We start from the raw sequence: 26,856 nt of genomic DNA, 5'->3' as shown, positions 1-26,856 counted from the left end.
AATAGGTTTAATAGGTTTGAGAGATAGAAAAGGTTCGAGCGATGCTCGAACCTTTTTTTAATTTAAGGGATTTTCTGTTTCTTTAACATTCATTTCAAACCTTCTTGATCACATGGGTTCTAGCGCTATTTACAAATTAATCATTTTTGTTTTTACACTCATATTTATTGGAGCATGTACATCCGAAAAGTTAAGTGAGGAAAATATTGCAGAATCCAACTCTCTCTCAGCTGCTGAAGAGGAAAAGCAACTTTTAGAAATCGGTATACAGCAACTTTCATCATGGTCAACTCATTGGAAAAGCAATGCGCCTGACTTCAATCTGCAAAGTTTCACCTATTCTAGAACAGACTCAATTGAACAAATTGAAAGGCCTGAGGAACTTCATATTGGAAGTGGAAGTCCATTTTTTCCATATTTGAAGAAAAATCCTGATGGAGAAGGGGTGGTTGATATTTATAGTTATAAAGTAGTATTTCCTGAGGAAGGTAATCCTTATTTTAATCCAGATGCAGAAGTGACCTATTTTAGGTCTGATGGCATGCGCGAGCGTTTATTATTTATGGGGCCATCAGGAGTTTTTGAAGACGCAGTTTGGTTGACTTCAGAAGCATTATTGGTAGTTGGCCATTTTGAAGATGAAGCAGGAATCTCGCCAAAAGCATGGATTATTTATCCCGAAACAGCCAAGGTGAGCCAATATGATAATCCACTTCATAGCAAAACATATACTCGCGAGAGTTTTTTGACCAAAAGGTTTAGTAGACTGAAGACACAAGATGGAGTTTGATCAAATTATAAAAAAATTAGAAAAATTACTCAGCTTGCCGCTACCGGGGAAAATGGGACAAATCACAATGGCTCCCAAGCCAATTGATGAAGCACGGTTTGCAGAGTTGAAGCCACACAATCCAAGGAAGGGCGCAGTTTTGATGCTTTTTTATCCTGATGAAAGGGGCACGCTTGTCCCTTTCATAAAAAGACCAGATTATGATGGTACACATGGTGGGCAGGTTGCTTTTCCGGGAGGAAAGTGGGAGGAGTCTGATAAAGATCTGAGCCAAACGGCCTTGCGGGAGACAGAGGAAGAGATAGGTATAGATCAACTTAAAGTCAAACTTCTAGGAAAACTTTCAGATTTATTTATTCCACCAAGTAATTTTTTAGTATCACCCTATATTGGCTTTGTGGAGGAAAAACCAACTTTTATTCCTGATCCTTTTGAAGTTGAAAGAATTATTTCATGTCCTATAGAAATGTTGACCGACAAGGCTATCAGGAAAGAGGGGGAGATATTAATCAGAAAGGAGTACAGACTCCATGCACCATATTTTGATATCGAAGAACAAATGGTGTGGGGAGCTACTGCCATGATGCTAGGGGAGTTTATGTATCTCTGGGAAAATAACTAATGTAGTTTTTTTGTTGATTTCGGGCATTTGGTGTATTTATGTATTTCATTAACCCAAACATAATGGAAGAGCACACTCCCTTACTTACCAATGATGCAGTAGTTTTTGGCATCTTGATGATGATCCTAGCTTTTGTATTTGCAACTTCTAACAGTAAGAATCCTTCTTGGAAAAAGTTTTATCGAGTAGTCCCTTCTATTTTACTTTGTTACTTCATCCCTGCTGTTTTGAATTCATTTGGATTGATTTCCGGCGAATTTTCAAACTTGTATTTTATGGCATCCCGGTATTTGCTACCAGCTTCCTTGGTACTTTTGACATTGAGCATAGATTTCAAAGGAATCGTAAAACTTGGTCCAAAAGCTTTGATTATGTTCTTAGCAGGTTCTTTGGGGATCATCTTGGGTGGCCCAATGGCTTTGTTTGTTATTTCATGGATATACCCAGAGATTCTTGGCGGTGTGGGGCCAGATGAAGTTTGGAGAGGTCTTTCTACGATTGCAGGAAGTTGGATTGGTGGAGGGGCAAATCAGACAGCCATGCTAGAGATTTTTGGAGCAAGCCCGTCTCTTTTTTCTCAGATGATTGCAGTAGATGTGTTGGTAGCCAATGTTTGGATGGCTGTGCTGCTTTATTGGGCTGCCAAACCTGGAGTTATCGATAAATTATTTAAAGCCGATAGCTCGGCTATTCACGAACTTCAAGATAAGGTAGAAAAATATAGAGAAGGGATATTGAAAATTCCGACCATGGCAGATACTATGCAGATTCTCGGAGTAGGATTTGGGGTCACTGCATTGGCCCATTTTATTGCGGATAATGTTGCCCCTTTTATTGGTGAGAATTATCCTCAGTTGAGTCAATACTCCTTGGACTCTACTTTCTTTTGGATTGTTGTAATAGCTACGACGGGAGGTTTGATTCTGTCATTTACTCGTGCAAGAGAAATGGAAGGAGCGGGCGCTTCTCGACTAGGTTCGGTAATGTTATATGTCTTGGTGGCAACTATCGGGATGCAGATGGATTTGATCGCTATTTTTGACAATCCTATTTTGTTCTTAATTGGGATTATCTGGATGTTCTTCCATGTTATAATCATGCTAATTGTAGCATATTTGATAAAAGCCCCATTCTTCTTTGTTGCGGTAGGTTCACAAGCCAATGTCGGTGGTGCAGCCTCAGCACCAATTGTAGCCTCGGCTTTTAATCCAGCTTTGGCACCTGTTGGAGTATTGATGGCAGTATTAGGATATGCAGTTGGTACTTATGGCGCCTTGCTTTGCGGCTATCTACTTCAATGGATTCACAATTTGTAAAATTGTGAATCCATTATTGCCTTTAAGTATTACTTAAGTAGGAAAAAACTAAGCTTCCCTTTTTACTATTTTCACTGCTGTGCCACTGGCTGTCACCATCAGCATTCCTTCGCGGATGGTTTCGTAATCTAGATCAATTCCGACAATAGCATTTCCTCCAAATGCTCTTGCTTGCATTTCCATTTCTGCCATGGCAGTCGTTTTTGCCTCTCTCAATACTCTTTCATAAGCAGATGAACGACCTCCTACGATGTCTGTAATACTTGCGAAGAAGTCTTTAAAAATATTGGCGCCAATTATAGTTTCTCCTGATACTACACCTAGGTAAGCGGTAATTTCATAGCCTTCTAAGGAAGGTGTTGTGGATACAATCATTTTGTTGTGTTGTTTGAGTTGATAAAGTAACTAAAGTACAAATTTGAAATAGTTTTTAGGCATTTTTAATTAAATAATTGATTGAAATTGTTTAATCTATCCATTTTGATCAAGTCAATATTGAGAATAGGAGTGAAGGATTATGTATATTTGATATTGAGCAAAAAAATCAAAGGAATAAGAAAGAAATGAATGTAGATATAAAATTAGCCGTACTTATAGATGCCGATAACGTACCATCGGGTCAAGTCAAAGAGATGATGGAGGAAATAGCCAAATATGGTAATCCGACGATCAAAAGAATCTACGGAGATTGGACAAAGCCACAATTGAGTAAGTGGAAAAATGTTCTGCTGGAAAATGCCATCAATCCCATGCAGCAGTATGGCTATACTACGGGGAAAAACGCAACAGATTCAGCCATGATTATTGACGCGATGGATATACTTTATTCTGAAAAAGTCAATGGATTTTGTTTGGTTTCCAGTGATAGTGATTTCACAAAATTAGCAACAAGGCTCCGAGAAGCTGGAATGACCGTGATTGGATTAGGAGAGAAAAAGACACCTGAACCTTTTATTGTAGCTTGTGATAAATTCATTTATCTGGAGATATTGCGCAAAGAGCCGGGAAATCAGGAAGAGCAAAAAGGAGAAAAGAATGAAAGACCCCAAGTCGATAAAATCAATCCAAAATTAATCAATTTAATTGCTGCTACGATTGGAGATTTGGCAGATGATGAAGGATGGGCATTTATGGGAGATGTTGGGAACTTACTTCAGAAAAAGCAGCCCAATTTTGATTCTCGAAATTATGGATACCAAAAACTAACTCCTTTAATTTCTGCAATAGAAAGATTTGAGGTGGAACAACGCGAAAACCAAAAGGGTAGATTTAAGTTGATATTCGTTAGGGATAAAGTTGGATGAGGATATTCTAGCTCTTATTAACTTTAATAGTAGAAAAAATAGTTAGTGTAAGAAAAAAAAAGAGGCGGTATCGCACCGCTTCGACCACCTACCCTTGCTTCCTTCCGGACCTGGGGGATTCAGCAGGAGCTGGTCGTACCGCCAGAACAAATGTAAGTCAAAAATTCTCCACTGCAAACGCTTCGTGGTGAATTAATCAATGAAAATGCTAATTGGCTAATTGTCAGGTTAAAAAATATTGGCAGTGTATTTGCACTATTTTGTACATTATATAAAAGCAATTTATTATGAAAAAATCACTCGTTTTAATCTTAACAGTTCTGTTATTGGGTTCATGCTCAATTTTTGGTCCAAGAGCAGAATTTTCTAAAGGAATGTCTGAAAGACAATTTCTAAGGCAAAACAAAGATGCTGTAATAAGTAATTTGGAAGGAGATTTCACTACTTATAGAGTCAATAGAGGTGAAACTTTCTTTGTCTTGGCAACTTTTGAAAATGAAAAATTGATCAAATTGGAAGAAAGAGAATTGGTGCCTGCTTGGATGCCTGCTCAACCTACTAATGATGATGGAAATGAAGAATAATTAATTATCCATTCTATTAAAAAAAGGACTGATAGCGTATTGCCGTCAGTCCTTTTTGCATTCTATTTGAACAGGAAAAAATATTTAGGATAGTATTTCAATAATTTACTTCACTCCTTTTAAATAGAGATTAAATTCCATTGCTCCAGCTTCTTCAAATTCGTCTACAGCTAAATCTTCCAATACTTCTTCGTCAAATTCCATTTCGGTTTTTTCGATTTTTCCATCAGGATGAACAATAAGTTCCGTGCCTGTCCAATCAGCAGGATTTACTTTTACAAGGACTTTATAATCTTCAAAAGTCCTTTTGAAATATTTGGATAAGGTAGACATAAGCGTGTTTTAACTTAAAAACTTTAATTTTCACGAAGGTAAATATTATTTTTCAAAATGAATTTTACTGTCTGGAAAAATAGAAATACCAAATAATATAGATTATCTAAACCTTTAAACTCAAAAAATCACCTCTCCTAATAATTTATTTATAATTTTTTCCAATATATGTTTTGTTACAAATTATGCATCTTTATATTTGTCCAAGTAAAATTTATGAAAACGATACAAGCAAAATATTGGTGGTGGCATTTAACTTCTTTTCAAGGGGAAGAACCTAACGCTATTGTCTAAAATGTAACGCTTGTTAAAAGATATTTAGGCTTGCTGGTTTCTCCCAGTAAGCCTTTTTTTGTGCAAAAAAATAACCACGAAAACACTGAAAATGAATAAGATTAAATTGATTACAAAGTATAAAAAGCGACTAGCAGATACGATCACTCCTGTGAGTATATATCTTCAGATTAGAGATCGATTTGCCAATCCAATATTGTTGGAAAGTTCTGATTATCATGGACAGGAAAATAGTTATTCTTACATCTGCTTCAATCCATTGGCTTCTTTTTCTTTCGACGGCAAAGTTGTAAAAGAAGAGCTTCCTTTAGGGAAAAGCAAAAGTTATACTTTAGATCAAGAAAACAAGTTAATTGATGCCTTAAGGTCTTTTTCTGCCCAATTTGAAGAAAAGTCGTTGAATCTAAAGTTTATCACTAATGGGCTGTTTGGCTACATGCAGTATGATACAGTTGCTCGATTTGAAGATATCAAGTTGACAAATACGGAGGAATCCAAAATCCCCATGATGCATTATTCAGTGTATCAAAACGTGATTGTCGTAGATCATTTTAAGAATGAAATGCACTTACTCGAACATCAAGTCGAGGGAGATGAAAAGCCTGAAAATATCTCTCAACTGGAATCTATCCTTAACAATAAAAATATTCCTTCTTATTCGTTCCAACTTGTGGGAGAGGAGGCATCAAACTATACAGATGAAGCTTTTCTTGATATTTTGAAAAAAGGTCAGGAACATTGTTTCCGAGGTGATGTTTTTCAAATTGTTATCTCGAGAAATTTCACCACAAAATTCAAGGGAGATGAATTCAATGTGTATCGCGCTTTGCGTTCTGTAAATCCATCACCTTATTTGTTTTACTTTGATTATGGATCTTATAAAGTCTTTGGTTCATCGCCGGAGGCACAGATTGTAGTCAAAAACAACGTAGCAACTATTTTCCCTATCGCAGGAACTTTCAAGCGAACAGGGAATGATCAAGCTGACGCAGAATTGGCACTCAAACTCTATGATGATCCTAAGGAAAATTCAGAACATGTGATGCTGGTTGATCTAGCACGAAACGATCTCAGCCGATCTTCGGAGAAAGTAAATGTCGATGTATTCAAAGAAATTCAATATTACTCACACGTCATTCACTTGGTTTCGAAAGTGACGGGTCAATTGCCAAAAGATGCAAATCCATTGCAGTTAGTAGCGGATACGTTTCCAGCAGGAACGCTTTCTGGAGCTCCAAAATATAGAGCGATGGAATTGATCGATGAATTGGAAAATACATCAAGAAAATTCTACGGCGGTGCGATTGGTTTCCTAGGATTCAATGGCGATTTTAATCATGCTATTCTTATTCGATCCTTCGTATCAGAAAACAATCAACTCCGATTCCAAGCTGGTGCAGGTGTAGTAGCAAAATCTTCTATAGCATCCGAACTTCAAGAAGTCTCCAACAAACTCGAAGCCCTAAGAGTCGCCCTAAAAGCTGCTGAGGCGATTTAGAGATTAAAAATTATAAGATTATAAGATTGAAGTAGGTTAAAAAGTTAAAATGTTTGAAAGTTGTAAGGTTCTTGAACATCAAAGGCTTTTTATAATAAGCTAAGACTATGTTAAGAATAAGATTTTAAAATGAATTGATATGGCAAAGATTTCGGCATTTGAAGATTTAGAGGTTTGGAAAGAAGCGGTTAGAATTGGAGTGGAAATTTACCGACTTGCAGACTTAAGTCCATTGAAGCATGACTATAAATCAAGAGACCAAATTATAGGTGCTGCAATTTCTATATCAAATAATATTGCTGAAGGCTTTGAATACAACAACAATAAAGTATTTATCAAATATCTGCACTATGCCAAAGGATCGGCTGGTGAAGTTAGAAGCCAATTAGCAATTCTAGTGGCAGCAGGAAGAGTAAATAATGAAGATTACGAAAAACTCAAATCTGATTTATCTGGTCTTTCCAGTAAGATAAAATCATTCATTAATTACCTGAAAGCTTTCAATCAAAAAAAAAAGTAAGTAATTAAAAGACAATACCGATAAGTAACATAAATATTTCGAACTGAAACAAAGAAACTTGAAGCCCAACCTTACAACATTCGAACCTTATAAACTTCCAATATTACAATTCACCCAACCTTATAACATTTGAACCTTATAACTTTCGAACCTTATAATCTTACAATTTTCCAATCCAAACCTCCCAACATTCCAACTATTATACAACCTATGAAAATCCTTGTCCTTGATAATTACGATTCATTTACCTACAATTTGGTGTACATCATCAGACAGTTGGGTTATGAAATGGATATATATCGAAATGATAAAATCAATTTGTCTGATATTGATGTTTATGATAAAATACTGCTATCACCTGGCCCTGGAATTCCATCCGAAGCTGGAGTTATGCCCGAACTACTTAAGGAATATGGAACAACAAAAGACATTCTGGGGATTTGTCTGGGGCACCAAGCCATCGGAGAAGCCTTTGGTGGGGATTTGATAAATTTGTCTGAGGTCGTTCATGGTCTAGCATCAGAAGTAACTGTTGAGGAGGACCTACTATTTCAAGGACTTCCCAAGCAATTTAAAATCGGTAGATATCATTCTTGGGTGATCAATGAACAAACCCTCAGTCCTGATCTGGAAGTGATCGCTCGTACTCCTGATGGTCAGATTATGGGAGTAAGACATAACAAATTGAAAGTTAGAGGCCTTCAATTTCATCCCGAATCAGTCCTCACAGAACACGGTGTTCAGATGATGAAAAACTGGCTAAAGTGATTAACGAGACACTATAGGTAAGATACAAGATTAAAGATTTGGAGTAAAGTGTAAATAATCAAAGTATCTCATATTTAATAAGCAGTCAGTCAACCAACAAGCTGCTAAGACGGACATAATCTTATAATTTTAAAATTTTATAATCTTCCAATTCACATGAAAGAAATACTAAACCACTTGATAGAGCATCGAACTTTGAGTAAGGAGCAAGCCAAAGAAGTTCTTTTGAAAATCACTTCTGGAGAGTATAATCAAAGTCAAATTGCCGCATTTTTGACCGTTTACATGATGCGTTCTGTGACCGTAGACGAACTTGGGGGCTTCAGAGAAGCAATGTTGGATCAGTGTGTACCTGTAGAAATTGAAGAGTATGATGCGATGGATTTATGTGGTACAGGTGGAGATGGAAAAGACACCTTCAATATTTCAACTTTAGCCTCTTTTATCGTAGCTGGAGCGGGTCAAAATGTAGCAAAGCACGGCAATACAGGTGTGTCATCTATCTGTGGTTCATCAAATTTACTCCAGAGCTTTGGATATGAATTCACAAACGACGTGGATAAGATCAAGAAAAATCTTGATGAAGCAGGGATATGTTTTCTTCATGCACCGCTTTTTCACCCCGCGATGAAGCATGTTGGACCGATTAGAAAAGACCTTGGTGTAAAGACTTTCTTCAATATGCTCGGACCAATGGTCAACCCAAGTTTCCCGAAAAAGCAATTGGTTGGCGTATTTAGCCTTGAATTGGCAAGACTTTATGCGTATCTCTATCAAAATCAAGAAGGAAGCTTCAGTATACTTCATGCCTTGGATGGATATGACGAGATATCTCTTACCGGAGATTTTAAGATGATATCGCAGGAAGGAGAAAAACTCTATGGACCTTCGGATATCAATCTCCCTATTCTTGAGGCCACTAGCATTCAAGGAGGAGAAACGATCGCAGATTCGGCTGCCATATTTGATAATATACTTAAGGGAAAAGGAACAGAAGCACAAAATTCGGTCGTAATCGCAAATGCAGCCGCAGCGCTTCATACCGCTGATGGTTCTCTTTCCTTCATAGCAGCTGTAGACAAAGCAAGAGAGTCTCTGCTTTCCGGAGAAGCACTTAAAAAATTCAACGCTTTGGTTAATCCAAAGAAGATCATTTCACTCGCATAAAAGCATAAAATATGAATATTTTAGATAAAATTATAGCATTCAAAAAAACAGAAGTAGCGGAGAAAAGTAGTCTTGTTCCGGTAAAACTACTTGAAAAGAGCATTTACTTCGATTCCGATATTGTATCCATGAAGGATTATATTTCTGATCCAGAGAAAACAGGAATCATTGCCGAATTCAAAAGAAAATCCCCATCAAAAGGGGATATCAATCCAAGTGCGTCTGTGGAAGCGACAAGCATCGGGTACATGCAGGCAGGAGCTTCGGCATTGTCTATTTTGACAGATCAGGAGTTTTTTGGAGGGAAAAATGATGATTTGATTTCTGCTAGGAAATTTAATTTCTGCCCGATTTTAAGAAAAGACTTTATCATCGATGAGTACCAGATCATCGAAGCAAAGTCAATAGGAGCAGATTGCATCCTATTAATAGCCGCAGCTTTGGAGCCAGCGAGATTAAAGGAATTAGCAAAATTCGCCAAATCACTCGGTATGGAGGTATTGATGGAGGTACATGATGAGGAAGAATTAGCCTCTTCAGTCAACGAATTTCTCGATCTTGTAGGTATTAACAACAGAAGTCTCAAAACTTTTGATGTATCTCTACAAACGTCTTATGACTTGGTAGGAAAAATCCCGAATGAATTTGTAAAAATTTCTGAAAGTGGCATATCTAGACCTGATACATTAGTAAGTTTAAAGCAAACAGGATTTGAAGGTTTCTTGATAGGTGAAAATTTCATGAAATCAAGCAGACCACATCAGGCAGCTTACAATTTCATGAATGAATACAGAGACTTGTTGATGGCGGCAGACGGACTAACTCAAGAGAAATGAAACTGAAAGTCTGTGGAATGCGGTCCGAGGAGAATATCAAAGGCTTGATTTCTCAAATCAATCCTCATTGGATGGGTTTGATCTTTTATGCCAAATCTCCAAGGTTCGTTTCAAAAGATTTTGCCGATTCTATAAAAGGTCTAACCATTTCCAAAGTAGGCGTTTTTGTTAATGCCAACCTTGATGAAATTAAGAAGGCTATTTCTTTGTTTGACCTTCATACGATCCAACTCCATGGAGATGAATCGGTGGGTTTTACTAAATCAGTCAAAGAAGAGACAGGATTAGAGATTTTCAAAGTCTTTTCTGTCAAAGAAAATGTGGACTGGAGTGAATTGGAAGGCTACTTACCTTATGTTGATTATTTTCTTTTCGATACTTTTACCAAAGGGTATGGTGGGAGTGGAAAGACCTTTGATTGGCAAATTTTGAGAAGCTATCCTTTTGAGAAGCCTTTTCTACTGAGCGGAGGCTTGAGTTTGGAAAACATAAAGGATATACAAAAGCTTTATTCTGAAATTCCTCAATTGGCAGGTTTGGATATCAATTCAAAGTTTGAAATAGAACCAGGATTCAAAGACATCGATAGGATAGAGGAGTTTTGGGAGAAGGTGAGAGTCTAGAAATGAGAAAGAAGGGCCAAAAAGAATAAAGACAAAGATTAAAATACCGTAGGCATGATCAATGTATTAACGCTGCAATTCATTGCCAGGATATAAGATCAGCCAGGTGGATTCAATCTTAGAAAATTAGAAATAGATCATAAATAACATAGAAATGATTAAAGTTGACGAAAAAGGGTTTTATGGAAAGTTTGGAGGAGCATATATCCCGGAGATGTTGCACCCAAACATTGAGGAGTTGAGAGAAAATTACGAGCAGATTGTGGCTACTGCAGAGTTTCAAGCGGAGTTTCAGTACCTTTTGAGAGATTTTGTCGGCCGTCCTACTCCTTTGTATTTTGCTAAGCGGATGTCAGAGAAGTACGGTGCCAAGATATATTTCAAAAGAGAAGATTTATGTCATACAGGTGCTCACAAAGTCAACAATACTGTTGGACAGATTATACTGGCCAAAAAACTAGGAAAGAAAAGAATTATCGCTGAAACTGGTGCTGGACAACATGGTGTTGCTACGGCCACTGTTTGTGCTTTGATGGGAATGGATTGTACGATCTATATGGGTGCTTTGGATATCCAAAGACAACGACCTAATGTAGAACGAATGAGAATTTTAGGAGCTAAGGTAGTTCCAGCAACATCAGGAAGTCAAACGCTCAAAGATGCCACAAATGAAGCGATGCGTCAATGGATCAATAATCCAGTTGATACGCATTATATCATCGGTTCAGTAGTTGGCCCACATCCTTATCCTGAAATGGTAGCCAGATTTCAATCTGTTATATCTGAAGAAATCAAAAAGCAGCTCTTAGAAAAAGAGGGAACAGAAAATCCAGACATTTTGATCGCTTGTGTAGGTGGTGGAAGTAATGCCGCAGGTACGTTTTATCATTACTACAATGTGCCTCAAGTTAGACTTATCGCAGCTGAAGCGGCAGGTTTGGGGATTAGTTCTGGGAAATCAGCAGCTACAACAGCCTTAGGAACTCCAGGGATTCTTCACGGAAGTAAAACGCTTTTGATGCAAACAGAAGATGGACAAGTTGTAGAGCCGCATTCTATTTCCGCTGGATTGGATTATCCAGGAATTGGGCCTGTGCATGCGCATTTGTTTGATATTGGAAGAGCAGAATTTGTAGCGGTAGAGGATGAAGATGCGATGAAAGCAGGAATTGAGCTAAGTAGGATGGAAGGGATAATTCCAGCTATCGAAACTGCCCATGCTGTCCATGCTTTGAACATGATCGAGTACAAAAAAGATGATGTAATTGTGATCAATCTTTCAGGTAGAGGAGATAAAGATTTGGATACTTATATCAAGTGGGGAGCTTATTAAAGGATGAAGGATGAATTTCGTTCTGGCAGATCAACTGCAGGCCAATTCTTAATTCATAATTCGAAATTTAAAAATGTCGAATATCGAATGTCAAATTTCGAATTATGAAGTGTGAAATTAAAGCCAAGAAGTAAGAACAAATAGGAGATGCGAGATAAAAGACACAGATCTACCAATATTCTAATAACTCAATAATCTTTATTTTGCTTCTGCCAATCTTCCCATTAACTTTCTAACGTCAAAACCTTCCGACATTAGAACAAATCTTACAATTTTCTAATATTAAAATCTTGCAATTCCAATGAACCGAATACATACATTATTTCAAAATAAAAAAGAGCGCGTATTGTCTATCTATTTTACAGCGGGATTTCCAGCTTTAGAGGATACACTACCTACCATGCAAGCCATCGAGGAAGCAGGTGCTGATATCATCGAGATAGGTGTACCTTACTCTGATCCAATTGCTGATGGGCCTACTATCCAAGAAAGTAATCAGACAGCTTTGGAAAATGGGATGAGCTTAAAAAAGCTTTTTGATCAAATCAAAGATATGCGTCAATCGGTCAATATCCCCGTGGTTTTAATGGGCTATTTGAATCCAATTATTCAATTTGGAATGGAAGCATTTTTGCAACAATGCAAAGAAGTAGGAGTAGATGGATTAATTTTACCTGATCTTCCTATGCAGCAATATCAGGACGAATTCAAAAGTTTGTTTGATCAATATGGATTGAGCAATACTTTCTTGATTTCGCCACAAACAAGTGAAGCAAGAATCCGTGAAATCGACGAAAACTCAAATGGATTTATCTACATGGTATCTGCCCATAGCATTACAGGAGCAAAAGCTGGGATTTCAGAAGAGCAAGTAGAATACTTCAAACGTGTTCAAGCGATGAACCTCAAAAACCCAAGATTGATAGGTTTTGGTATTTCTGATTCAGAAACTTTCACAAAAGCTTCTCTTTACGGAAATGGAGCGATTATCGGAAGTGCATTCATTAAAGTAGTAAAAGACAGCAAAAACTTATCTGCTGATATCAAATCATATATTCAGTCAGTAATTCAATAGTTATGATTATACAACTAAAACAAGACATCACCGACGCGCAAAAAGAATCTCTTATTGCAGAAGTCGATCAAATCGGATACAAAATCACGGAAGTAAAAACTCAATTAGGAGATTACTTGGTAGGGATCGGGAAGAAGGATTTTGATATCAGACGAATTGGAAAAAAGGAAGGGATAGAAGATATTCATATTGTATCAGATGAATACAAACTGGTTTCTAAAAAATGGAAAGCAAAGCCTACTTCAATTGATCTGGGCAATGGAATTTTCATCAAAGACGGAGATATGGCCGTTATCGCCGGCCCTTGTTCGATCGAATCAGAAGATCAGATTAGAAAAGTGATTGCGCATTTGAAAGAAAATAACATCAAAATGATGCGTGGCGGTGTTTTCAAACCAAGATCAAGCCCTTATGCATTCAGAGGATTGGGGATCGATGGCTTGAAATTATGGTATGATTTGGCTCAAGAGGCTAATATCAAAATCGTCACCGAAGTAATGCAGGTTTCTCAAATTGAAGAGATGTATCCTTATGTGGATATCTATCAAGTAGGGGCGAGGAATACCCAGAATTTCAACTTGCTTGATGAGCTTGGAAAAGTGGATAAGGCAGTGATGATCAAAAGAGGGATTTCAGGAACCATAGAAGAGTTACTGCAATCAGCAGAGTATGTTTTCTCTGGAGGGAATGAAAAATTGATTCTTTGTGAAAGAGGAATCAGAACATACGAGAAAGCGAGTAGAAACACTTTGGACTTGAATGCCGTACCTATTCTCAAAGCAAAATCACATCTTCCTGTTATCGTAGATCCTTCGCACGGTATTGGAATCAGGGCTTATGTGCCGCAGATGGCTCTATCGGGAGTGATGTCGGGTGCAGATGGGATCATTTATGAAACACATGAAATACCAGAAAAAGCCTATTCAGACGGACAGCAAACATTAGATTTCGCTCAAAGTGCGCTCTTGACAGATCAGATTAGAAAAACGTTCGCATTGAGAAAAACCTTTGCGTTATTATAGTTGTCGGTACGTTATCTGTTTACTGTTGACCGTTGACGAACATTTCTTAGATTTGTATAATTATTGGAGAAATGAAAGCTACTTGTTGTGAGCTTATAAATATCGAAAAAATATAACCCAAATATAATGACTAGTAAACCAAAAGATTGGGTCTTTACAGACCCTAGACTTCAGCAAATGAAACAAGACTACGCGGCTTATACTGCTGAGGATTTCAATGTATGGAAAATCTTGTTTGATAGACAAATTGTCAACCTACCAAAAGCAGCTTCTATCGCATACCTCGAAGGTATCAAAGAGGTGAACTTCACAGCAGATAAGATTGCTGATTTTGAAGATGTGAATAAGAGACTGGCTGAAAGTACAGGTTGGGCGATTCAAGTAGTTCCAGGATTGATCGATGATGATCTCTTCTTTGGACTGATGAACAACAGAAGATTCTGTTCATCTACTTGGCTTCGCAAGATGGAACAGCTAGATTACTTAGAAGAGCCAGATATGTTTCATGATGCATTTGCACACATGCCGATGTTGACGAATCAGCCTTATGTAGATTTCTTGGAAAACTTGAGTGGCTTGGCGCTGAAGCACATTGAAAATAAATGGGCGGTTGAAGTGCTTTCTAGAATCTATTGGTTTACCATAGAATTTGGTTTGATTCGAGAAAATGGAGAACTCAAAATCTATGGAGCAGGTATTCTTAGCTCTGCGGGTGAGACCAAATATAGCCTTTCTGACGAACCTGCACACTATGAGTATGATGTTCGAAAAATCATGAACACACCATACTGGAAAGATAAATTCCAGGACAAATACTTCATCATAGAAAGCTACGAACAACTTTATCAATCACTTCCAGAAATTGAAGCTGTCTTAGAAGAAATGGTTGCAGAAGAAGCGAAGTGAGAATTGTAGAAGTGATGGGCTAGAGAAAAGCCATAAATATAATAGAAATAAATTAGGACCTTTAAGCGCGGGTGATCGTACTTTAAGGTCTTTTTTTGATTAGAAATCAATATCATTATACTTAAATACTTAAAGAGTTTTAAATAGCTTATTTCTCTTTTTTGAAAGTAGAGAGAATATTTCCTATAGTCTTTTATCAACTAGATTATAAGTAAAAATATCAAGCAAGTGTTTACAAATCGAATACGATATACATTTACACGAATTTTTGTGAAAGCTTATTTTATTTCCATATTTGAAATGTGAGAGCAACGCAAATGAATATCCTATTTAAAAACCGAAGTTTAATATTTTTTAATTATGTGATTATTTTTTATTTCATTATGCTTTGGTGGATTAATCTAAAAGAGATTGATATAGTAATAATAGGTGTATTTAGAGAAATCTCGACAATACCTTTTCTAATTGCTCAATTTGTTTTTATCACAATGAGTATTAAGTACATAATGAAAAATCGAAAAGCATATTTTCTACTCATCAGCTTAATCTTTTTATTAATTTGCACTGTTGTTACCATAGGGAGTTTCTTTTAATCAAACCACCCCAAACCATTATACCATGAAAAAAATGAGGATACTTTTCACAGGAGGATCAGGAAAGGCAGGGAAACATGCCATTGCTTACTTGCTAGATCAAGGGCATCGCGTGATGAATGTAGACTTGAAGCCGCTCGATCATCCTGGAGTGGATAATCTCATTGCAGATATCACCGATTCTGGGCAGATGTTCAACGCTATGAGTTCTTATGCAGGTTTAGATGAACTAGAAGAAGGGGAGGGGATTCCAAAATTTGATGCGGTAGTACATTTTGCAGCAGTTCCTCGAATCTTAATCAATCCTGATAATGAGACATTTCGTGTAAATACTGTCGGAACCTACAATGTGATTGAAGCCGCTGTAAAACTTGGGATCAAAAAAATCGTCATCGCTTCGTCTGAAACAACTTATGGGATTTGTTTTTCTGATGGTATGACAGATCCAAAGTCTTTGCCATTGGAAGAAGACTATGATGTAGATCCGATGGATTCTTATGGCCTTTCTAAGGTGGTAAATGAGCATACAGCACGGAGTTTCCAACGCCGATCGGGATATGATATTTATGCGCTGCGAATTGGGAATGTGATAGAGCCTCACGAGTATGCAGAACTTTTCCCTAATTATTTCAAAAATCCAGAAGTGAGACGTAGAAATGCTTTTTGTTATATTGATGCAAGAGACTTAGGGCAAATAGTAGATTTATGTTTACAGAAAGATGGACTTGGTTTCCAGATTTTCAATGCAGGAAATGATCACAATGGTGCAATTATCCCTAGTAAAGAGCTAGCAGAAAGATTTTTTCCTGGTGTTCCTATTACGAGAGAGTTGGGTGATCACGAAGCTCTATTTTCCAATCGTAAAATCCGCGAAGTTCTAGGTTTCAAAGAGGAACATAATTGGAGAAAATATGTAAAAGAGGAAGAGTGAAAATGAATATAATTTACAAACCCCAGCTTCATTAGTGAAGCTGGGGTTTTGCTAAAAAAACTACTCTTTTATGTAAACTTTAAAAGTGGATCCTTTACCGAGAGCACTCTCTACTTCTATTTTTCCGCCACTGTCTTCTACCATTGATTTGACGATAAACAAACCTACTCCCGTACCTTCTACTTCATCGCTTATTCGAGCATAGCGATCAAAGACAGTGTCATGTTTATCTTCAGCAATTCCAATTCCGTTGTCTTGAACTGTCAAAACGATAAACTCGTTTACTTTTTCTGTTTTGATACAAATGGTTGGGATTTCCTCAGAAGTCGCATACTTGATGGCGTTGCTTACTAGGTTGTAGAGTATACTCCTGATTTTTCTCCTAACATACTTAATATCAGGAATATCAAAATCGGTTTTAATCACAGCGTTTGATTTGGAGATTTTGTCCTTCAAAGAGAGTCTTACTTCATGAATGATTTGCTGCAAATGTACTTTACCCAAACCTTTTTCAGGACTTTTACTGTCCATTACATCACTCTTGTCTGTCAAATCTGAAATGGTTTGTTTGAGGTTTGTCACTGACTCTACTAGTGAATCTAAAATTTCCTTAGAATCCTCAGATTTTATGTCATCAACATCCTCCAATAGTTTGATTAAAGATTCGATATTCCCAACAGGCCCTCTCAAGTCGTGAGAAACGGTGTAAAAAATATTCTCAAAATTCCGATTAAGCTTTTCAAAGGCTTTTAAGGTTTCTATGCGATCAGTGATGTCCACAAAAGTTATAATTACCCCGTTCGACCGGCCTTCTTTGCGAACGATATAGGGTAAAATATTCATTTGATACCAATTCATATCGGTAGTTTGAATCTCCTTTTCAAAATCCTCTTGAGATTCAATCACCTCTTTGATATTTTCCATAAAGGTTGGATAGCGAATATTATCCGAAATATCATCAAGATGCTTTCCTAAGTCTCGATTGCTCAAATTAAAAAGTTTCATAGCCGGCGGGGTAAATTTCCGGAGGATAAAATTGGCGTCAATAAATAATTGAGGAATGACTGTATTCCTAAAGTAATTTTCTAATTCTTCATTTAACTCTTTGAGGTCCTTCATTTACTAATCTTTTTTGGGTGGTTTAGTATGTGCAAACGAATTCTGAGATGTTTAGAGTTCATGGTTTCATAGCGTCATAAATGTTGTTTGAATATACTTTTCTAACAAAACACTGTCTAATCGTTGTAATCGACATGAGAGGGTGGGATTTATGTAAAAATCAATTTTATAGGTATAAATAATAAAAACTCTTCGTAGGGAAAAACAAAGAAAATTGAGCCTTTAGTCAATAAAAATTCAATTGAAGTTTAGTCGCTGTCTCTTGAACACAAAATATTTAATTATTCGAAATGATACGATATTGTGGGAATCGTAATTGGGTTTTAATCGAACAGTTATCATTTCATCAATTGATTTAGCCCCCATCATTTTGTTTAGCTAATTGTGTAAAAACAGATATAATTATGGAATAAAGGCTTAATCTATAAGTCAAAAAGCTAGAAAAGCATTTAATGATTGGAATTTTGAATAAGAAATCAATTTTAGGGTGAAACAGCAGAGATAATTTCTAAATTTGCATTCTGAAAATGAACGATATCAAAGACGAGTTCTGGGATTTCGAAGTGTCTTATCTTACCTTAATTCTAATACTCCAATTTAAAATTTATCAATGCAAGTAGCAGTTATCAAATATAATGCAGGCAATGTGCAGTCAGTTCTCTACGCACTCGAGAGATTGGGTGTTGAAGCGGTTTTGACTGATGACTTGGAGATTATTTCTAAGGCTGATCGGGTGATTTTCCCAGGACAAGGAGAAGCAAGTACTGCGATGCGTTATTTGAAAGAAAAGCAATTGGATCAATTGATCCCCAACCTCAAACAACCTTTCTTCGGTGTTTGCCTCGGACAGCAATTACTTTGCGAGTATTCAGAAGAAAATGATACTGCTTGTTTGGGTGTTTTTCCAGTGAAAGTCAAAAAATTCATTCCCGAAAATTCATTTGATTTTAAGGTTCCCCATGTAGGTTGGAATAACTTGACGGAACTCAAAACACCTTTATTGAAGGGTCTATCAGATGAATCATTTGTGTATTATGTTCATAGCTTTTACTGTGAACTGAGTGACTATACCATTGCAACGACAAATTATGTTTTGGATTTTGCAGGCTTGATGCACAAAGATAATTTCTACGCCATGCAAGCCCATCCAGAGAAAAGCGGGTTAGTAGGAGAGCGAATCTTGAGAAATTTCTTGAGCCTGTAAACTGTACAAAGTACAAAGTATAAAGTATAATGTAAAAAAAACGAGAAACAAGACAGGTAGGCAAGAGACGAGATGCGAGAAACAAGAAGCAAGAGTCAAGACAGGATGGTAAGAGACATAAGTGTATCTGCGACTACGTTACCTCGATCCCGAAAGAATCGGGAGAAGCCTGTCCCCCAGAATTGCAGGGTGGACTCGTTCCGATTATGGTCAATGAAATAGAAAAATGAAATATATATATAAATTTCAGTTCGAGATTTCTCTCCACGTTCGAAATGACCATCAGGTCACCTCGATCCCGAAAGCATTCGGGAGAAGCCTGTCCTGCAGAATTGTGAGGTGGACTCGCAACCTTAAAGCTTTCTAACCTTCCAACAATCTTATAATTTTGAAATTTTCCATCCCGATAGCGATCGGAACCAATCCACCAATCTAAAATTAAAATGTATATCATACCCGCAATAGACATCATCGACGGAAAATGTGTTCGGCTTACCCAAGGCGACTACAATCAGAAGAAAGAATACCATGACAGCCCATTGGAGATGGCCAAGCGTTTCGAGGATGCTGGAATCAAGAGGTTACATTTAGTGGATTTGGATGGTGCTAAAGCCAAAAAAATCATCAATAGTGAGGTTTTGAAATCAGTAACCTCAGGGACTTCACTGCAAGTAGACTTCGGTGGTGGGGTGCAGTCGGATGAAGATATTGCTTTGGCTTTCGAATTAGGTGCCCATCAATTAACAGGAGGAAGTATTGCAGTAAAAAATCCTAGTCTCTTTGAATCTTGGATTGCCAAATATGGTGGAGAAAAGATCATTCTAGGAGCAGATGCAAAAGACAGGAAAATTGCTATCTCAGGTTGGGAAGAAACTACATCCATGGATTTGATAGACTTCATCAAGGATTATCATGCCAAGGGAATCAGCTATGTGATCTGTACAGATGTCGCCAAAGACGGATTACTCCAAGGTCCATCAGTGGATTTGTACAAAGAAATCATGCAAGAGATACCAAATATTAAATTGATTGCTAGCGGAGGCGTATCCAATGTCAAAGACCTCGAAGAACTCCAGAAAACTGGTGTCTATGGAGCCATTGTTGGAAAAGCATACTACGAAGGGAGAATCAGTCTCGAGGAGCTAGCGGCTTTTTGAGAAAATTGATATGAGACGACTTGTCCGCCGCGGCGGATGAGATATGAGACGTGAGACACAAGACGTAAGATGCTTGACTTTATAACATTAAAACCTTTCAACTTTCCAACAATCTTCCAATCTTTAAATTCCTTAATTCTCCCATGCTAACTAAAAGAATCATCCCTTGTCTAGATATTAAAGATGGCAGAACTGTCAAAGGTGTCAATTTTGTGCAGCTGCGTGATGCCGGTGACCCGGTGGAATTGGCGAAGATTTATTCAGATGAAGGCGCAGATGAATTGGTATTTCTGGATATCACTGCTACAGTAGATAAGCGAAAGACACTCGCTGAACTTGTAACTAAAGTTGCAAAAGCGATTAATATTCCTTTTACCGTAGGTGGAGGAATCTCAACGGTAGAAGATGTAAAAGTGCTTCTAAATGCAGGAGCCGATAAGATTTCTATCAATTCCGCCGCGGTCAAAAATCCATCGATCATCAATGAAATGGCTCTGGAGTTTGGAAGTCAGTGCATTGTGGTAGCTATCGATACGAGGAATGTTGATGGAATTGATTTTGTGCACACGCATGGAGGAAGGAAACCAACTTTGCTGAGAACGCAAGCCTGGGCACAGGAAGTTTGTGAGCGTGGAGCAGGGGAAATCCTCTTAACTTCCATGGATCACGACGGTACAAAAGCAGGTTTTGCCAATGAAATTACCGCTGAAATATCCAGCATGCTTTCCATCCCAGTTATTGCATCTGGTGGCGCGGGAAATATGGAACATTTCAAAGATGTGTTTACCTTTGGGAAAGCAGACGCCGCTTTAGCAGCAAGCATCTTTCACTTCAAAGAAATTCCAATTCCAGAATTGAAAGGCTATCTTGGTGAAGTGGATATCGCGATTAGAAAATGAGATTTGAGATTTGAAACGACTTGTCCGCCGCGGCGGATGAGATATAAGATGCAAGACTCAAGACAGAGAGAGGCGAGAAGCTAGAAACGAGAAGTGAAGAATCAAGAGGAAATAGACTGTACGAAGTACTATGTAAAAAGTACAAAGAATATGGGTTGATATAAAATTTTAGAGATAGACGATTGAATTCGGGACATTTAGTTGACAGGGGCGAACATAAAATAAAAATGAACAAACTGAACATAGATTTTAAAAAGGTGAATGACCTCGTGCCAGCCATCATTCAAGATGCAGAATCAAATGTGGTACTGATGCTAGGCTATATGAATCAGGAAGCCTTGGACATTACTTTGGAAACAAAGAGAGTCACATTTTTCTCAAGAACCAAAAACAGACTTTGGACCAAAGGAGAAACTTCTGGGAATTTTCTCAATGTGGTTTCTTTGACTGTTGACTGTGATAATGATACCATCTTGATCAAAGCCAAGCCTGTTGGACCAGTTTGTCATACAGGTGATGATACTTGTTTCGCAGAGGAAAATAAGAGTAAAACTCTTTTTATCGATCAGTTGAGAGCGATCATCAAGGATAGAAAAAACAACCCAACAGACAAGTCATACACCGCTTCACTTTTTGCCAAAGGCATCAATAAAATAGCTCAGAAAGTAGGAGAGGAAGCTGTAGAGATTGTGATTGAAGCCAAGGATGACAACAAAGACCTTTTTATGGGAGAGGCAGCGGATTTACTTTTCCACTACCTTATTCTATTGGAGGCCAAAGGCTATGAATTGGACGAAGTGATGGAAGTGCTGATTGATAGACATGATAAGAAATAATTGTGATTATCCGGGAATGGTGATTTAAATAAGTATCTAAACTTTACGAGGTCTTTTCTTTACCTTGATCCCGAATGGGATCATATGTTTATAGCAACATTCGCGACGATGAATGGTGCGACCCCATGGGGGTCGAATGGATCCTGGGTGGATCTTTTTCTATAAACATGTGACCTCTTCGAGGTCGGAATATCGTTGGTCATTTATCGATTTTTATAGATATGTGACCCCTTCGAGGTCTTTTCTATATTTTGATCCCGAATGGGATCATATGTTTATAGCAACATTCGGACGATACGCGATGCGACCCCGTAGGGGTCGAATGGATGGTGGATGAATATGCTTTTTGTTATAAACATGTGACCTCTTTGAGGTCAAAATATCGTTGGTCATTTATCCATTTCTATAAACATGTGACCTCTTCGAGGTCGGGGTGTCGTTGATCATTTATTCATTTTTATAGATATGTGACCTATTTTAGGAAATGGTTTTTCATGCTTTGAATATCAAATATTGTCCCCTTCGAGGTCTTTTCTATACCTTGATCCCGAATGGGATCACATGTTTATAGCAACATTCGTGACGATGATTGTTGCGACCCCATGGGGGTCGAATTCATTTCCAATATGATTTCGATAGATCTCAATTAATCCTTCATTTTGTTTTTTGCATAAAACAAAATAGAAAAGTGTTTTTTATAGAAAGCATATAAGAAGTAAATTTTAGGAAGATAAAATTTGGATTTGAAAAATGAATTAAATCTTTTTAGTTTTCAAATATTATAAACAATTAGATTTCAGTTATTTTCTAATCAAACTTATTTTCTCCGAGCCAAAATTTGTCTAAACATCAAATCTAAAACGCCCCTTCTTGATTCGTTTGAAAAGTTTTTGGTTTAAATTATCTAACCCTAACTCATCACCCATTTGGTTTATCAAGGATTCCATCTCCTCCGTTTGAGTTTGAATATATGATTCCATTAGTTTGGGAATATCATTATTATCTTTAATGTTGTTACATTCCAAATCTCCATATAAAGAAATCAAATAAGAAAGAATATTATCTAGCATAGATTTAGAAAAATAAATAGACTTAATGCCGATTGTTTTTTGAATTTCTTCAATTTCATTATCAACTACATAAGAGAGTGCATTTAATTCGTTTTTTTCAGACTCTGAAAGATTATTCATGTCCATACTTAGAAGCTTTTCATGATTGCTTCTAAGTAGGCTGAGAAGTTTTAAAAATTCAGATATTGTATACTCATAAGCATCTAACTTTTTTAAATACAATTAATTCTGCAGGTCAATGTTACGGCCTCGAAAAAAAGCTAGTAAGGAAATAACCAAGGCGATTAATGAAAGTATTAATGTTCCTAGTTCGTTTAATTGATTTAAAATTATATTCATTGATAATTTTTAAAAGATGATATTTTTCTAGTTTAAATATTTTTCTAATCCTTTTATTACTCCAATTCCCAGCTTTTTGAAAAATATGATGTATAAGGTAATGTAAGATTTCGTTTTTTACATCAAAAGGGGATTCATTTATTATCAAAGCTATTTAAAATGGAATAATAAAATCTCCCGAAAACCTTGATCCTTTTGGTCTACTGTGATTTAAAAGCATATAATTTAAAATATACTTTAATAAATATTCAGCTTCATTTTTGGCATCAGTATTAAATGCTTCTTCTTCATCACGTGGAAAATGATTTTCTTTATTTTGAATATGAACTCTATTTCGTAATTTTTTAAGGTTAGCTAATCTGTGACAAAAATCTTTAGTTTCATTTCCAAATAAATTGTGTTTTTTAGCTTGGTCTATATAAAAACCAAATTGATCATTAGGTTTCTCTTGAAAAATTGATATTAAACTATCTGGAATTTTAACACTTTTCTCCCTTGTATGTCCTCTAACTCTTGACCGCCAATCAGACAAGATAGCTTCAATTATAAAGGCAACTGAGATAATTATAGGTTTTAACAATAAAGACCTATTCTCTTTACTTTCTGTTTCATAATATGAATAAAATAAACGTAGTGTTTCAAGATTTCTTTGAATGTTGTCACCTGTTTTGAAGGAGCCAATAAAATCACCTGGTATAACGGTTGTCTTCATGTATTAAAAGTTAGGAGTTGAAAATTAAAGATAGGGTTAAACATCCAATTAAAACTTAACTTTTTTGTTTCGTTTGAAAAACTTAAGGTTCAGTTTTTGGTTGAATCATAGCTTCGCATTTGGTTCTGTTTACAACTTTAGCCCTCAAGTCTGATTTGCTTTTGAAATGCCTAGATATAGCATAGGTTTTCTTTTCAAAATCGTCACCTGCATTCCACTTGTGATAAAATAGTTTTATTGAAATACAATTTTCATTTTCAAAGACTGTATTTAGCAAAGTACGATCAGATAAACCGCATGAATGACCATAAATATGAACTTGAAATGGTTTACTGTTGATGAATTCTAATAGGTCTCTGTAGTGATTGAAGTGTAAATATTTAAAAGACTTGATGTTTTCAAATAATGAATCATTATTCATGTTTTCAAACTTTAAATAATCATCATCAAGCTCGTCTCCGTAACCAAATACTAAACCTTGAGTAGACATGTCATCTCCTTTTAATTCTCCGTGTATTGGAATTTGGTTAGTAGGTATATTTTTTATCTGTTTTATATACTCAAGTGGCAAGGAGGTGTAATTGAAATTTAAAAAACAGATTGATTTTGGATATAAATTTTTTTTAAGAGTGTTTGGGCTCGTTTCTTCTTTAGATATTTTTTGAATAAACTGTTTTAGTAAATTACTTGATGTTTTAACTGATGTGTTTTTGACTTGTTCTAGCAAGTAGTTTTTTAAAATTATCTTTAATGAGTTAAGGTCCTCATTTATTTTTATTATTCTTTTTTCATTAGACTTCATACTCGCCTCCTTTAGGATGTGAAAAAAGTCTAATTCAATATCTACCCAAGATTTATCTTTTATTGACTTTAATATTCTTTCTAAAAGTTCAGAATTTTTATGAATGATTATTTGATCTCTTTTTAGAATATCCTCAAATAATTCTAAAATCTTAATATCATCCAGTGAACTAAAGCTTCTATTTAAATCTGAATAGATAACTATGGATTGTAAAGAAATAAGTTCGTCTTTGTGGGAAAGATTATTTTTAATATTGTTCAGTATCTGAACCAAATAATCTTTGATAAAATCTTTAAAACTAGTCTTTAGGCCGTGGGCTAAATCAAAACCATTTCCAATGATTATTAGTCGATTAACCTCCGAATATTCATCAAATATATCTGGATTAACCTTGATGTTTTGTATCATTTTTGGCTGAATTAAATTTGAAAAATCCATATTCATATTTTAATTCTCAAAAACTTCCCTCAAACAACTCTTCATCCATTGTTCTTGGCTGGTTTGATGGGTTTCTATTTCTTTTTTTAGTTTATCGCATAAAGTCATTAAGGTATTGACTTTATCTACAATGACTTTTTGTTCTTCTAGGGGTGGAAGTGTCACAATTGCATCTCTTATAGTTCCCATTGACAAACTAGGTTGGGCAGTTGCTTTACTTGATTTAAAGATTTGTTTCTGACCTTCTGGAGACATTAAATAATAGAGTAAATAATTCGGGCTAATTTTTTCTTCATAATAATTGAATGGTTCTAACTTAGCAACATTCGGAGCAAGGTGCCATCTTTGAGGTTTGTTAAACAAAGCAACATCTCCAATTCCTGCACCGATAAATGTCATTAATAAGCACGGTTTAGTTAAAGCACAACGATAAAGTAATTCAGATGTATCCTTGTCAATGTATTTTAGATTTCGCTCATCTAACCTATTCATTTTTACGTTTTGTGCTCTAATTACTGGTATTTCCCCTGAATCCTCAAGCTTTATATATTTTGTATATTCGAATCCCGCTAATTTTGTAACAAAACACAAATCCACAATTTTGGCGATTTGCCATGATTTAGGAGATGTATTTTCAAATTCGTCTGGCATTATTTCTCCAGATTGTTGAGGTTTCTGAAAGACTTTATCTTTTATAAGTTTGGACTTCTCCGCCTTGATTTTTTCAAGTAGGGTAGATGCGTGTTCGATTGGTATTCCTTGTGTTTGTCGAATGGCACGCCAATCTCGTGTCAACTTCCCCTGAACAGCCAATTGCAAAACACCTTCTCGGAGTTTTTTGATGTTTTCTTTTTCAGTAAAGAAGGTGCCGAAATGTTGCTGTAAAAATTCCCATTGACTAGCGGTGTCCTGTTCTGCAGCCTGAGTCAACTGATTCAAGGCGGAAGTCACAAAGTCAGCCTTCAGCTGAATCCGCTCTTTTGCCATAGCTTCCAATTGCTCTACTTCTGCAAACAGTTGATTGACTATTGCTACAATGGCTTTTTGTTCTTCGAGGGGAGGGATTGGAATTAGAAAATCTTTTATCTTCCTTAATACCAAGTTTTTATTTCCTACGCCTTCAGTCCCATCCTTTGATTGTTGTTTAATAAAAGGAGAATTGATACAATGCTCAATAAAGTAAGGGAAGAGATTTTGTTTTGCGATTTTTAATAATGCTACGCTTACAAAAATGCTAAAATCAGTTTTGATGTCTATTACTTTAGCAATTCCTGTGGTTCCAATTTTGGTTAACAATACATCTTCGTATTCTGGATTACATCGTTTAATTAGATCTTTATGCTCCTCTAAGGAAATAAACTTAGTGTCTGAAAAATCAATGCCTCCTTGGCTTAAATTTTTGACTGATAAAAATGGAATACCATTATCAAGATATTTTGGCGTATGGTGTGTACCATCAGTAATTAGGTGACAAATATTTAGCATTCGACTCCATTCCCAAGAAATAGGTAAATCAAAAGGTTCCTCTTCTTTTGTTATAGATAGCTGTACTTTTTCCTTTCTTCTTTTTGTTTCTTTGATAAACTCATCCTTCTCCACCTCAATCTTTTCCAATAAAACCGAAGCCGGCTCCACATCTGAATTCACCATTCGCCACTGCTTCGTCAATTTGCCTTGCACTGCCAATTGCAAAATCAATCCTTTGAGCTCTTCCGCATTTTTGGGATGCAGGGTCAGTTCTTTAAAATGTTCTAATAACTGCATG

The 26,856-nt window shown here is 36.4% G+C and carries 28 protein-coding genes; 20 read left to right on the top strand and 8 right to left on the bottom strand.

The window, feature by feature from the left end:
* Nucleotides 1–112 precede the first annotated feature (112 nt).
* The 3 genes from IEV57_RS08605 to IEV57_RS08595 all read left to right on the top strand — a co-directional run bounded on the left by IEV57_RS08605 (nucleotide 113) and on the right by IEV57_RS08595 (nucleotide 2,728).
* Nucleotides 113–790: a bifunctional isocitrate dehydrogenase kinase/phosphatase gene (locus IEV57_RS08605; RefSeq protein WP_188441731.1), complete on the top strand. Its 678-nt coding sequence runs from the start codon at nucleotides 113–115 to the stop codon at nucleotides 788–790.
* Nucleotides 780–1,412: an NUDIX hydrolase gene (locus tag IEV57_RS08600; protein ID WP_188441729.1), complete on the top strand. Its 633-nt coding sequence runs from the start codon at nucleotides 780–782 to the stop codon at nucleotides 1,410–1,412. The genes IEV57_RS08605 and IEV57_RS08600 overlap by 11 nt, the downstream gene beginning before the upstream one ends.
* Nucleotides 1,413–1,474: 62 nt before the next feature.
* Nucleotides 1,475–2,728: a DUF819 family protein gene (locus IEV57_RS08595; RefSeq protein WP_188441727.1), complete on the top strand. Its 1,254-nt coding sequence runs from the start codon at nucleotides 1,475–1,477 to the stop codon at nucleotides 2,726–2,728.
* 48 nt (nucleotides 2,729–2,776) lie between these two features.
* Here the strand turns inward: IEV57_RS08595 and IEV57_RS08590 are convergent, their stop codons facing one another.
* On the bottom strand, nucleotides 2,777–3,103 hold the full coding sequence (locus tag IEV57_RS08590; protein ID WP_188441725.1) for a YbjQ family protein: 327 nt from the start codon (nucleotides 3,101–3,103) through the stop codon (nucleotides 2,777–2,779).
* Nucleotides 3,104–3,291: 188 nt separating this feature from the next.
* Between IEV57_RS08590 and IEV57_RS08585 the strand changes: the two genes are divergently transcribed.
* Together IEV57_RS08585 and IEV57_RS08575 are read left to right on the top strand one after the other, a co-directional pair.
* Nucleotides 3,292–4,032 carry an NYN domain-containing protein gene (locus IEV57_RS08585; protein ID WP_188441723.1) on the top strand — a complete coding sequence of 247 codons (741 nt, stop codon included), beginning with the start codon at nucleotides 3,292–3,294 and terminating at the stop codon, nucleotides 4,030–4,032.
* Between the two features lie 287 nt (nucleotides 4,033–4,319).
* The gene (locus IEV57_RS08575; protein ID WP_188441721.1) at nucleotides 4,320–4,616 is read left to right on the top strand and encodes a hypothetical protein; all 297 of its coding nucleotides are present in this window, start codon (nucleotides 4,320–4,322) and stop codon (nucleotides 4,614–4,616) included.
* Nucleotides 4,617–4,721: 105 nt separating this feature from the next.
* Here IEV57_RS08575 and IEV57_RS08570 read toward each other — a convergent pair whose 3' ends face one another.
* The gene (locus IEV57_RS08570; RefSeq protein ID WP_188441719.1) at nucleotides 4,722–4,949 is read right to left on the bottom strand and encodes a hypothetical protein; all 228 of its coding nucleotides are present in this window, start codon (nucleotides 4,947–4,949) and stop codon (nucleotides 4,722–4,724) included.
* A 385-nt stretch (nucleotides 4,950–5,334) separates the two neighbouring features.
* On the opposite strand from IEV57_RS08570, the gene IEV57_RS08565 reads away from it, so the two are divergent.
* The 11 genes from IEV57_RS08565 to IEV57_RS08515 all read left to right on the top strand — a co-directional run bounded on the left by IEV57_RS08565 (nucleotide 5,335) and on the right by IEV57_RS08515 (nucleotide 16,515).
* On the top strand, nucleotides 5,335–6,741 hold the full coding sequence (locus IEV57_RS08565; RefSeq protein WP_188441717.1) for an anthranilate synthase component I family protein: 1,407 nt from the start codon (nucleotides 5,335–5,337) through the stop codon (nucleotides 6,739–6,741).
* A 139-nt stretch (nucleotides 6,742–6,880) separates the two neighbouring features.
* On the top strand, nucleotides 6,881–7,261 hold the full coding sequence (locus IEV57_RS08560; RefSeq protein WP_188441715.1) for a four helix bundle protein: 381 nt from the start codon (nucleotides 6,881–6,883) through the stop codon (nucleotides 7,259–7,261).
* Nucleotides 7,262–7,471: 210 nt separating this feature from the next.
* Complete coding sequence (locus tag IEV57_RS08555; RefSeq protein ID WP_188441713.1) at nucleotides 7,472–8,029, top strand: anthranilate synthase component II; 558 nt, start codon at nucleotides 7,472–7,474, stop codon at nucleotides 8,027–8,029.
* A gap of 156 nt (nucleotides 8,030–8,185) precedes the next feature.
* A complete protein-coding gene (gene trpD / locus IEV57_RS08550; protein ID WP_188441711.1) occupies nucleotides 8,186–9,196 on the top strand; it encodes an anthranilate phosphoribosyltransferase in 1,011 nt (336 codons plus the stop codon).
* 11 nt (nucleotides 9,197–9,207) lie between these two features.
* Nucleotides 9,208–10,032, top strand: coding sequence for an indole-3-glycerol phosphate synthase TrpC (gene trpC, locus IEV57_RS08545; RefSeq protein ID WP_188441710.1), 825 nt, complete (start codon nucleotides 9,208–9,210; stop codon nucleotides 10,030–10,032).
* A complete protein-coding gene (locus IEV57_RS08540; protein WP_188441709.1) occupies nucleotides 10,029–10,655 on the top strand; it encodes a phosphoribosylanthranilate isomerase in 627 nt (208 codons plus the stop codon). The genes trpC and IEV57_RS08540 overlap by 4 nt, the downstream gene beginning before the upstream one ends.
* A gap of 154 nt (nucleotides 10,656–10,809) precedes the next feature.
* A complete protein-coding gene (gene trpB / locus IEV57_RS08535) occupies nucleotides 10,810–11,988 on the top strand; it encodes a tryptophan synthase subunit beta (protein ID WP_188441708.1) in 1,179 nt (392 codons plus the stop codon).
* Between the two features lie 301 nt (nucleotides 11,989–12,289).
* Complete coding sequence (gene trpA / locus IEV57_RS08530; protein ID WP_188441707.1) at nucleotides 12,290–13,063, top strand: tryptophan synthase subunit alpha; 774 nt, start codon at nucleotides 12,290–12,292, stop codon at nucleotides 13,061–13,063.
* 2 nt (nucleotides 13,064–13,065) lie between these two features.
* Nucleotides 13,066–14,085 carry a 3-deoxy-7-phosphoheptulonate synthase gene (gene aroF / locus IEV57_RS08525; protein ID WP_188441706.1) on the top strand — a complete coding sequence of 340 codons (1,020 nt, stop codon included), beginning with the start codon at nucleotides 13,066–13,068 and terminating at the stop codon, nucleotides 14,083–14,085.
* 126 nt (nucleotides 14,086–14,211) lie between these two features.
* Nucleotides 14,212–14,991 carry a phenylalanine 4-monooxygenase gene (locus tag IEV57_RS08520; RefSeq protein ID WP_188441704.1) on the top strand — a complete coding sequence of 260 codons (780 nt, stop codon included), beginning with the start codon at nucleotides 14,212–14,214 and terminating at the stop codon, nucleotides 14,989–14,991.
* Between the two features lie 618 nt (nucleotides 14,992–15,609).
* Nucleotides 15,610–16,515 (top strand): NAD-dependent epimerase/dehydratase family protein, encoded by a 906-nt coding sequence (locus tag IEV57_RS08515; RefSeq protein ID WP_188441702.1) that lies wholly within the window; start codon nucleotides 15,610–15,612, stop codon nucleotides 16,513–16,515.
* A 60-nt stretch (nucleotides 16,516–16,575) separates the two neighbouring features.
* On the opposite strand, the gene IEV57_RS08510 is transcribed toward IEV57_RS08515, so the two are convergent.
* Nucleotides 16,576–17,634 (bottom strand): sensor histidine kinase, encoded by a 1,059-nt coding sequence (locus IEV57_RS08510; protein ID WP_188441700.1) that lies wholly within the window; start codon nucleotides 17,632–17,634, stop codon nucleotides 16,576–16,578.
* 610 nt (nucleotides 17,635–18,244) lie between these two features.
* Here IEV57_RS08510 and hisH point away from each other — a divergent pair.
* Nucleotides 18,245–18,838 carry an imidazole glycerol phosphate synthase subunit HisH gene (hisH, locus tag IEV57_RS08505; protein WP_188441698.1) on the top strand — a complete coding sequence of 198 codons (594 nt, stop codon included), beginning with the start codon at nucleotides 18,245–18,247 and terminating at the stop codon, nucleotides 18,836–18,838.
* A gap of 133 nt (nucleotides 18,839–18,971) precedes the next feature.
* Here the strand turns inward: hisH and IEV57_RS19360 are convergent, their stop codons facing one another.
* Entirely contained in the window at nucleotides 18,972–19,292 is a 321-nt protein-coding gene (locus IEV57_RS19360) for a hypothetical protein (protein WP_229744275.1), read from the bottom strand.
* Here IEV57_RS19360 and hisA point away from each other — a divergent pair.
* The 3 genes from hisA to hisIE all read left to right on the top strand — a co-directional run bounded on the left by hisA (nucleotide 19,282) and on the right by hisIE (nucleotide 21,730).
* The gene (gene hisA, locus IEV57_RS08500) at nucleotides 19,282–19,995 is read left to right on the top strand and encodes a 1-(5-phosphoribosyl)-5-[(5-phosphoribosylamino)methylideneamino]imidazole-4-carboxamide isomerase (RefSeq protein WP_188441696.1); all 714 of its coding nucleotides are present in this window, start codon (nucleotides 19,282–19,284) and stop codon (nucleotides 19,993–19,995) included. The two genes, IEV57_RS19360 and hisA, sit on opposite strands and share 11 nt — an antisense overlap.
* Before the next feature lie 143 nt (nucleotides 19,996–20,138).
* The gene (gene hisF / locus IEV57_RS08495) at nucleotides 20,139–20,894 is read left to right on the top strand and encodes an imidazole glycerol phosphate synthase subunit HisF (protein ID WP_188441694.1); all 756 of its coding nucleotides are present in this window, start codon (nucleotides 20,139–20,141) and stop codon (nucleotides 20,892–20,894) included.
* A 227-nt stretch (nucleotides 20,895–21,121) separates the two neighbouring features.
* The gene (gene hisIE, locus IEV57_RS08490; protein WP_188441692.1) at nucleotides 21,122–21,730 is read left to right on the top strand and encodes a bifunctional phosphoribosyl-AMP cyclohydrolase/phosphoribosyl-ATP diphosphatase HisIE; all 609 of its coding nucleotides are present in this window, start codon (nucleotides 21,122–21,124) and stop codon (nucleotides 21,728–21,730) included.
* A gap of 842 nt (nucleotides 21,731–22,572) precedes the next feature.
* Here hisIE and IEV57_RS08485 read toward each other — a convergent pair.
* The 4 genes from IEV57_RS08485 to IEV57_RS08470 all read right to left on the bottom strand — a co-directional run bounded on the left by IEV57_RS08485 (nucleotide 22,573) and on the right by IEV57_RS08470 (nucleotide 26,855).
* A complete protein-coding gene (locus tag IEV57_RS08485; protein WP_188441685.1) occupies nucleotides 22,573–22,920 on the bottom strand; it encodes a hypothetical protein in 348 nt (115 codons plus the stop codon).
* A 373-nt stretch (nucleotides 22,921–23,293) separates the two neighbouring features.
* Nucleotides 23,294–23,851 carry a hypothetical protein gene (locus tag IEV57_RS08480; RefSeq protein ID WP_188441683.1) on the bottom strand — a complete coding sequence of 186 codons (558 nt, stop codon included), beginning with the start codon at nucleotides 23,849–23,851 and terminating at the stop codon, nucleotides 23,294–23,296.
* Between the two features lie 82 nt (nucleotides 23,852–23,933).
* The gene (locus tag IEV57_RS08475) at nucleotides 23,934–25,091 is read right to left on the bottom strand and encodes an AbiH family protein (RefSeq protein WP_188441681.1); all 1,158 of its coding nucleotides are present in this window, start codon (nucleotides 25,089–25,091) and stop codon (nucleotides 23,934–23,936) included.
* A 9-nt stretch (nucleotides 25,092–25,100) separates the two neighbouring features.
* The gene (locus IEV57_RS08470) at nucleotides 25,101–26,855 is read right to left on the bottom strand and encodes a restriction endonuclease subunit S (protein WP_188441679.1); all 1,755 of its coding nucleotides are present in this window, start codon (nucleotides 26,853–26,855) and stop codon (nucleotides 25,101–25,103) included.
* Between the last annotated feature and the right edge of the window lies 1 nt (nucleotide 26,856).

The sequence above is a fragment of the Belliella aquatica genome, from assembly GCF_014637795.1.
Lineage (GTDB): Bacteria > Bacteroidota > Bacteroidia > Cytophagales > Cyclobacteriaceae > Belliella > Belliella aquatica.
This window is presented reverse-complemented; position numbering and strand designations above follow the sequence as displayed.

Excerpts from the sequence above, each read along its gene's own strand:
- IEV57_RS08540 (WP_188441709.1), top strand. The coding sequence starts at position 10,029 with ATGAAACTGAAAGTCTGTGGAATGCGGTCCGAGGAGAATATCAAAGGC.
- IEV57_RS08600 (WP_188441729.1), top strand. The coding sequence starts at position 780 with ATGGAGTTTGATCAAATTATAAAAAAATTAGAAAAATTACTCAGCTTG.
- IEV57_RS08575 (WP_188441721.1), top strand. The coding sequence starts at position 4,320 with ATGAAAAAATCACTCGTTTTAATCTTAACAGTTCTGTTATTGGGTTCA.
- IEV57_RS08480 (WP_188441683.1), bottom strand. The coding sequence starts at position 23,851 with ATGAAGACAACCGTTATACCAGGTGATTTTATTGGCTCCTTCAAAACA.
- IEV57_RS08555 (WP_188441713.1), top strand. The coding sequence starts at position 7,472 with ATGAAAATCCTTGTCCTTGATAATTACGATTCATTTACCTACAATTTG.
- IEV57_RS08605 (WP_188441731.1), top strand. The coding sequence starts at position 113 with ATGGGTTCTAGCGCTATTTACAAATTAATCATTTTTGTTTTTACACTC.
- IEV57_RS08570 (WP_188441719.1), bottom strand. The coding sequence starts at position 4,949 with ATGTCTACCTTATCCAAATATTTCAAAAGGACTTTTGAAGATTATAAA.
- IEV57_RS08470 (WP_188441679.1), bottom strand. The coding sequence starts at position 26,855 with ATGCAGTTATTAGAACATTTTAAAGAACTGACCCTGCATCCCAAAAAT.
- IEV57_RS08585 (WP_188441723.1), top strand. The coding sequence starts at position 3,292 with ATGAATGTAGATATAAAATTAGCCGTACTTATAGATGCCGATAACGTA.
- IEV57_RS08595 (WP_188441727.1), top strand. The coding sequence starts at position 1,475 with ATGGAAGAGCACACTCCCTTACTTACCAATGATGCAGTAGTTTTTGGC.
- IEV57_RS08510 (WP_188441700.1), bottom strand. The coding sequence starts at position 17,634 with ATGAAGGACCTCAAAGAGTTAAATGAAGAATTAGAAAATTACTTTAGG.
- hisH (WP_188441698.1), top strand. The coding sequence starts at position 18,245 with ATGCAAGTAGCAGTTATCAAATATAATGCAGGCAATGTGCAGTCAGTT.
- hisIE (WP_188441692.1), top strand. The coding sequence starts at position 21,122 with ATGAACAAACTGAACATAGATTTTAAAAAGGTGAATGACCTCGTGCCA.
- trpD (WP_188441711.1), top strand. The coding sequence starts at position 8,186 with ATGAAAGAAATACTAAACCACTTGATAGAGCATCGAACTTTGAGTAAG.
- hisF (WP_188441694.1), top strand. The coding sequence starts at position 20,139 with ATGCTAACTAAAAGAATCATCCCTTGTCTAGATATTAAAGATGGCAGA.
- IEV57_RS08515 (WP_188441702.1), top strand. The coding sequence starts at position 15,610 with ATGAAAAAAATGAGGATACTTTTCACAGGAGGATCAGGAAAGGCAGGG.
- IEV57_RS08485 (WP_188441685.1), bottom strand. The coding sequence starts at position 22,920 with ATGAATAATCTTTCAGAGTCTGAAAAAAACGAATTAAATGCACTCTCT.
- IEV57_RS19360 (WP_229744275.1), bottom strand. The coding sequence starts at position 19,292 with ATGATATACATTTTAATTTTAGATTGGTGGATTGGTTCCGATCGCTAT.
- IEV57_RS08475 (WP_188441681.1), bottom strand. The coding sequence starts at position 25,091 with ATGGATTTTTCAAATTTAATTCAGCCAAAAATGATACAAAACATCAAG.
- IEV57_RS08565 (WP_188441717.1), top strand. The coding sequence starts at position 5,335 with ATGAATAAGATTAAATTGATTACAAAGTATAAAAAGCGACTAGCAGAT.
- trpC (WP_188441710.1), top strand. The coding sequence starts at position 9,208 with ATGAATATTTTAGATAAAATTATAGCATTCAAAAAAACAGAAGTAGCG.
- IEV57_RS08590 (WP_188441725.1), bottom strand. The coding sequence starts at position 3,103 with ATGATTGTATCCACAACACCTTCCTTAGAAGGCTATGAAATTACCGCT.
- trpA (WP_188441707.1), top strand. The coding sequence starts at position 12,290 with ATGAACCGAATACATACATTATTTCAAAATAAAAAAGAGCGCGTATTG.
- IEV57_RS08560 (WP_188441715.1), top strand. The coding sequence starts at position 6,881 with ATGGCAAAGATTTCGGCATTTGAAGATTTAGAGGTTTGGAAAGAAGCG.
- trpB (WP_188441708.1), top strand. The coding sequence starts at position 10,810 with ATGATTAAAGTTGACGAAAAAGGGTTTTATGGAAAGTTTGGAGGAGCA.
- IEV57_RS08520 (WP_188441704.1), top strand. The coding sequence starts at position 14,212 with ATGACTAGTAAACCAAAAGATTGGGTCTTTACAGACCCTAGACTTCAG.
- aroF (WP_188441706.1), top strand. The coding sequence starts at position 13,066 with ATGATTATACAACTAAAACAAGACATCACCGACGCGCAAAAAGAATCT.
- hisA (WP_188441696.1), top strand. The coding sequence starts at position 19,282 with ATGTATATCATACCCGCAATAGACATCATCGACGGAAAATGTGTTCGG.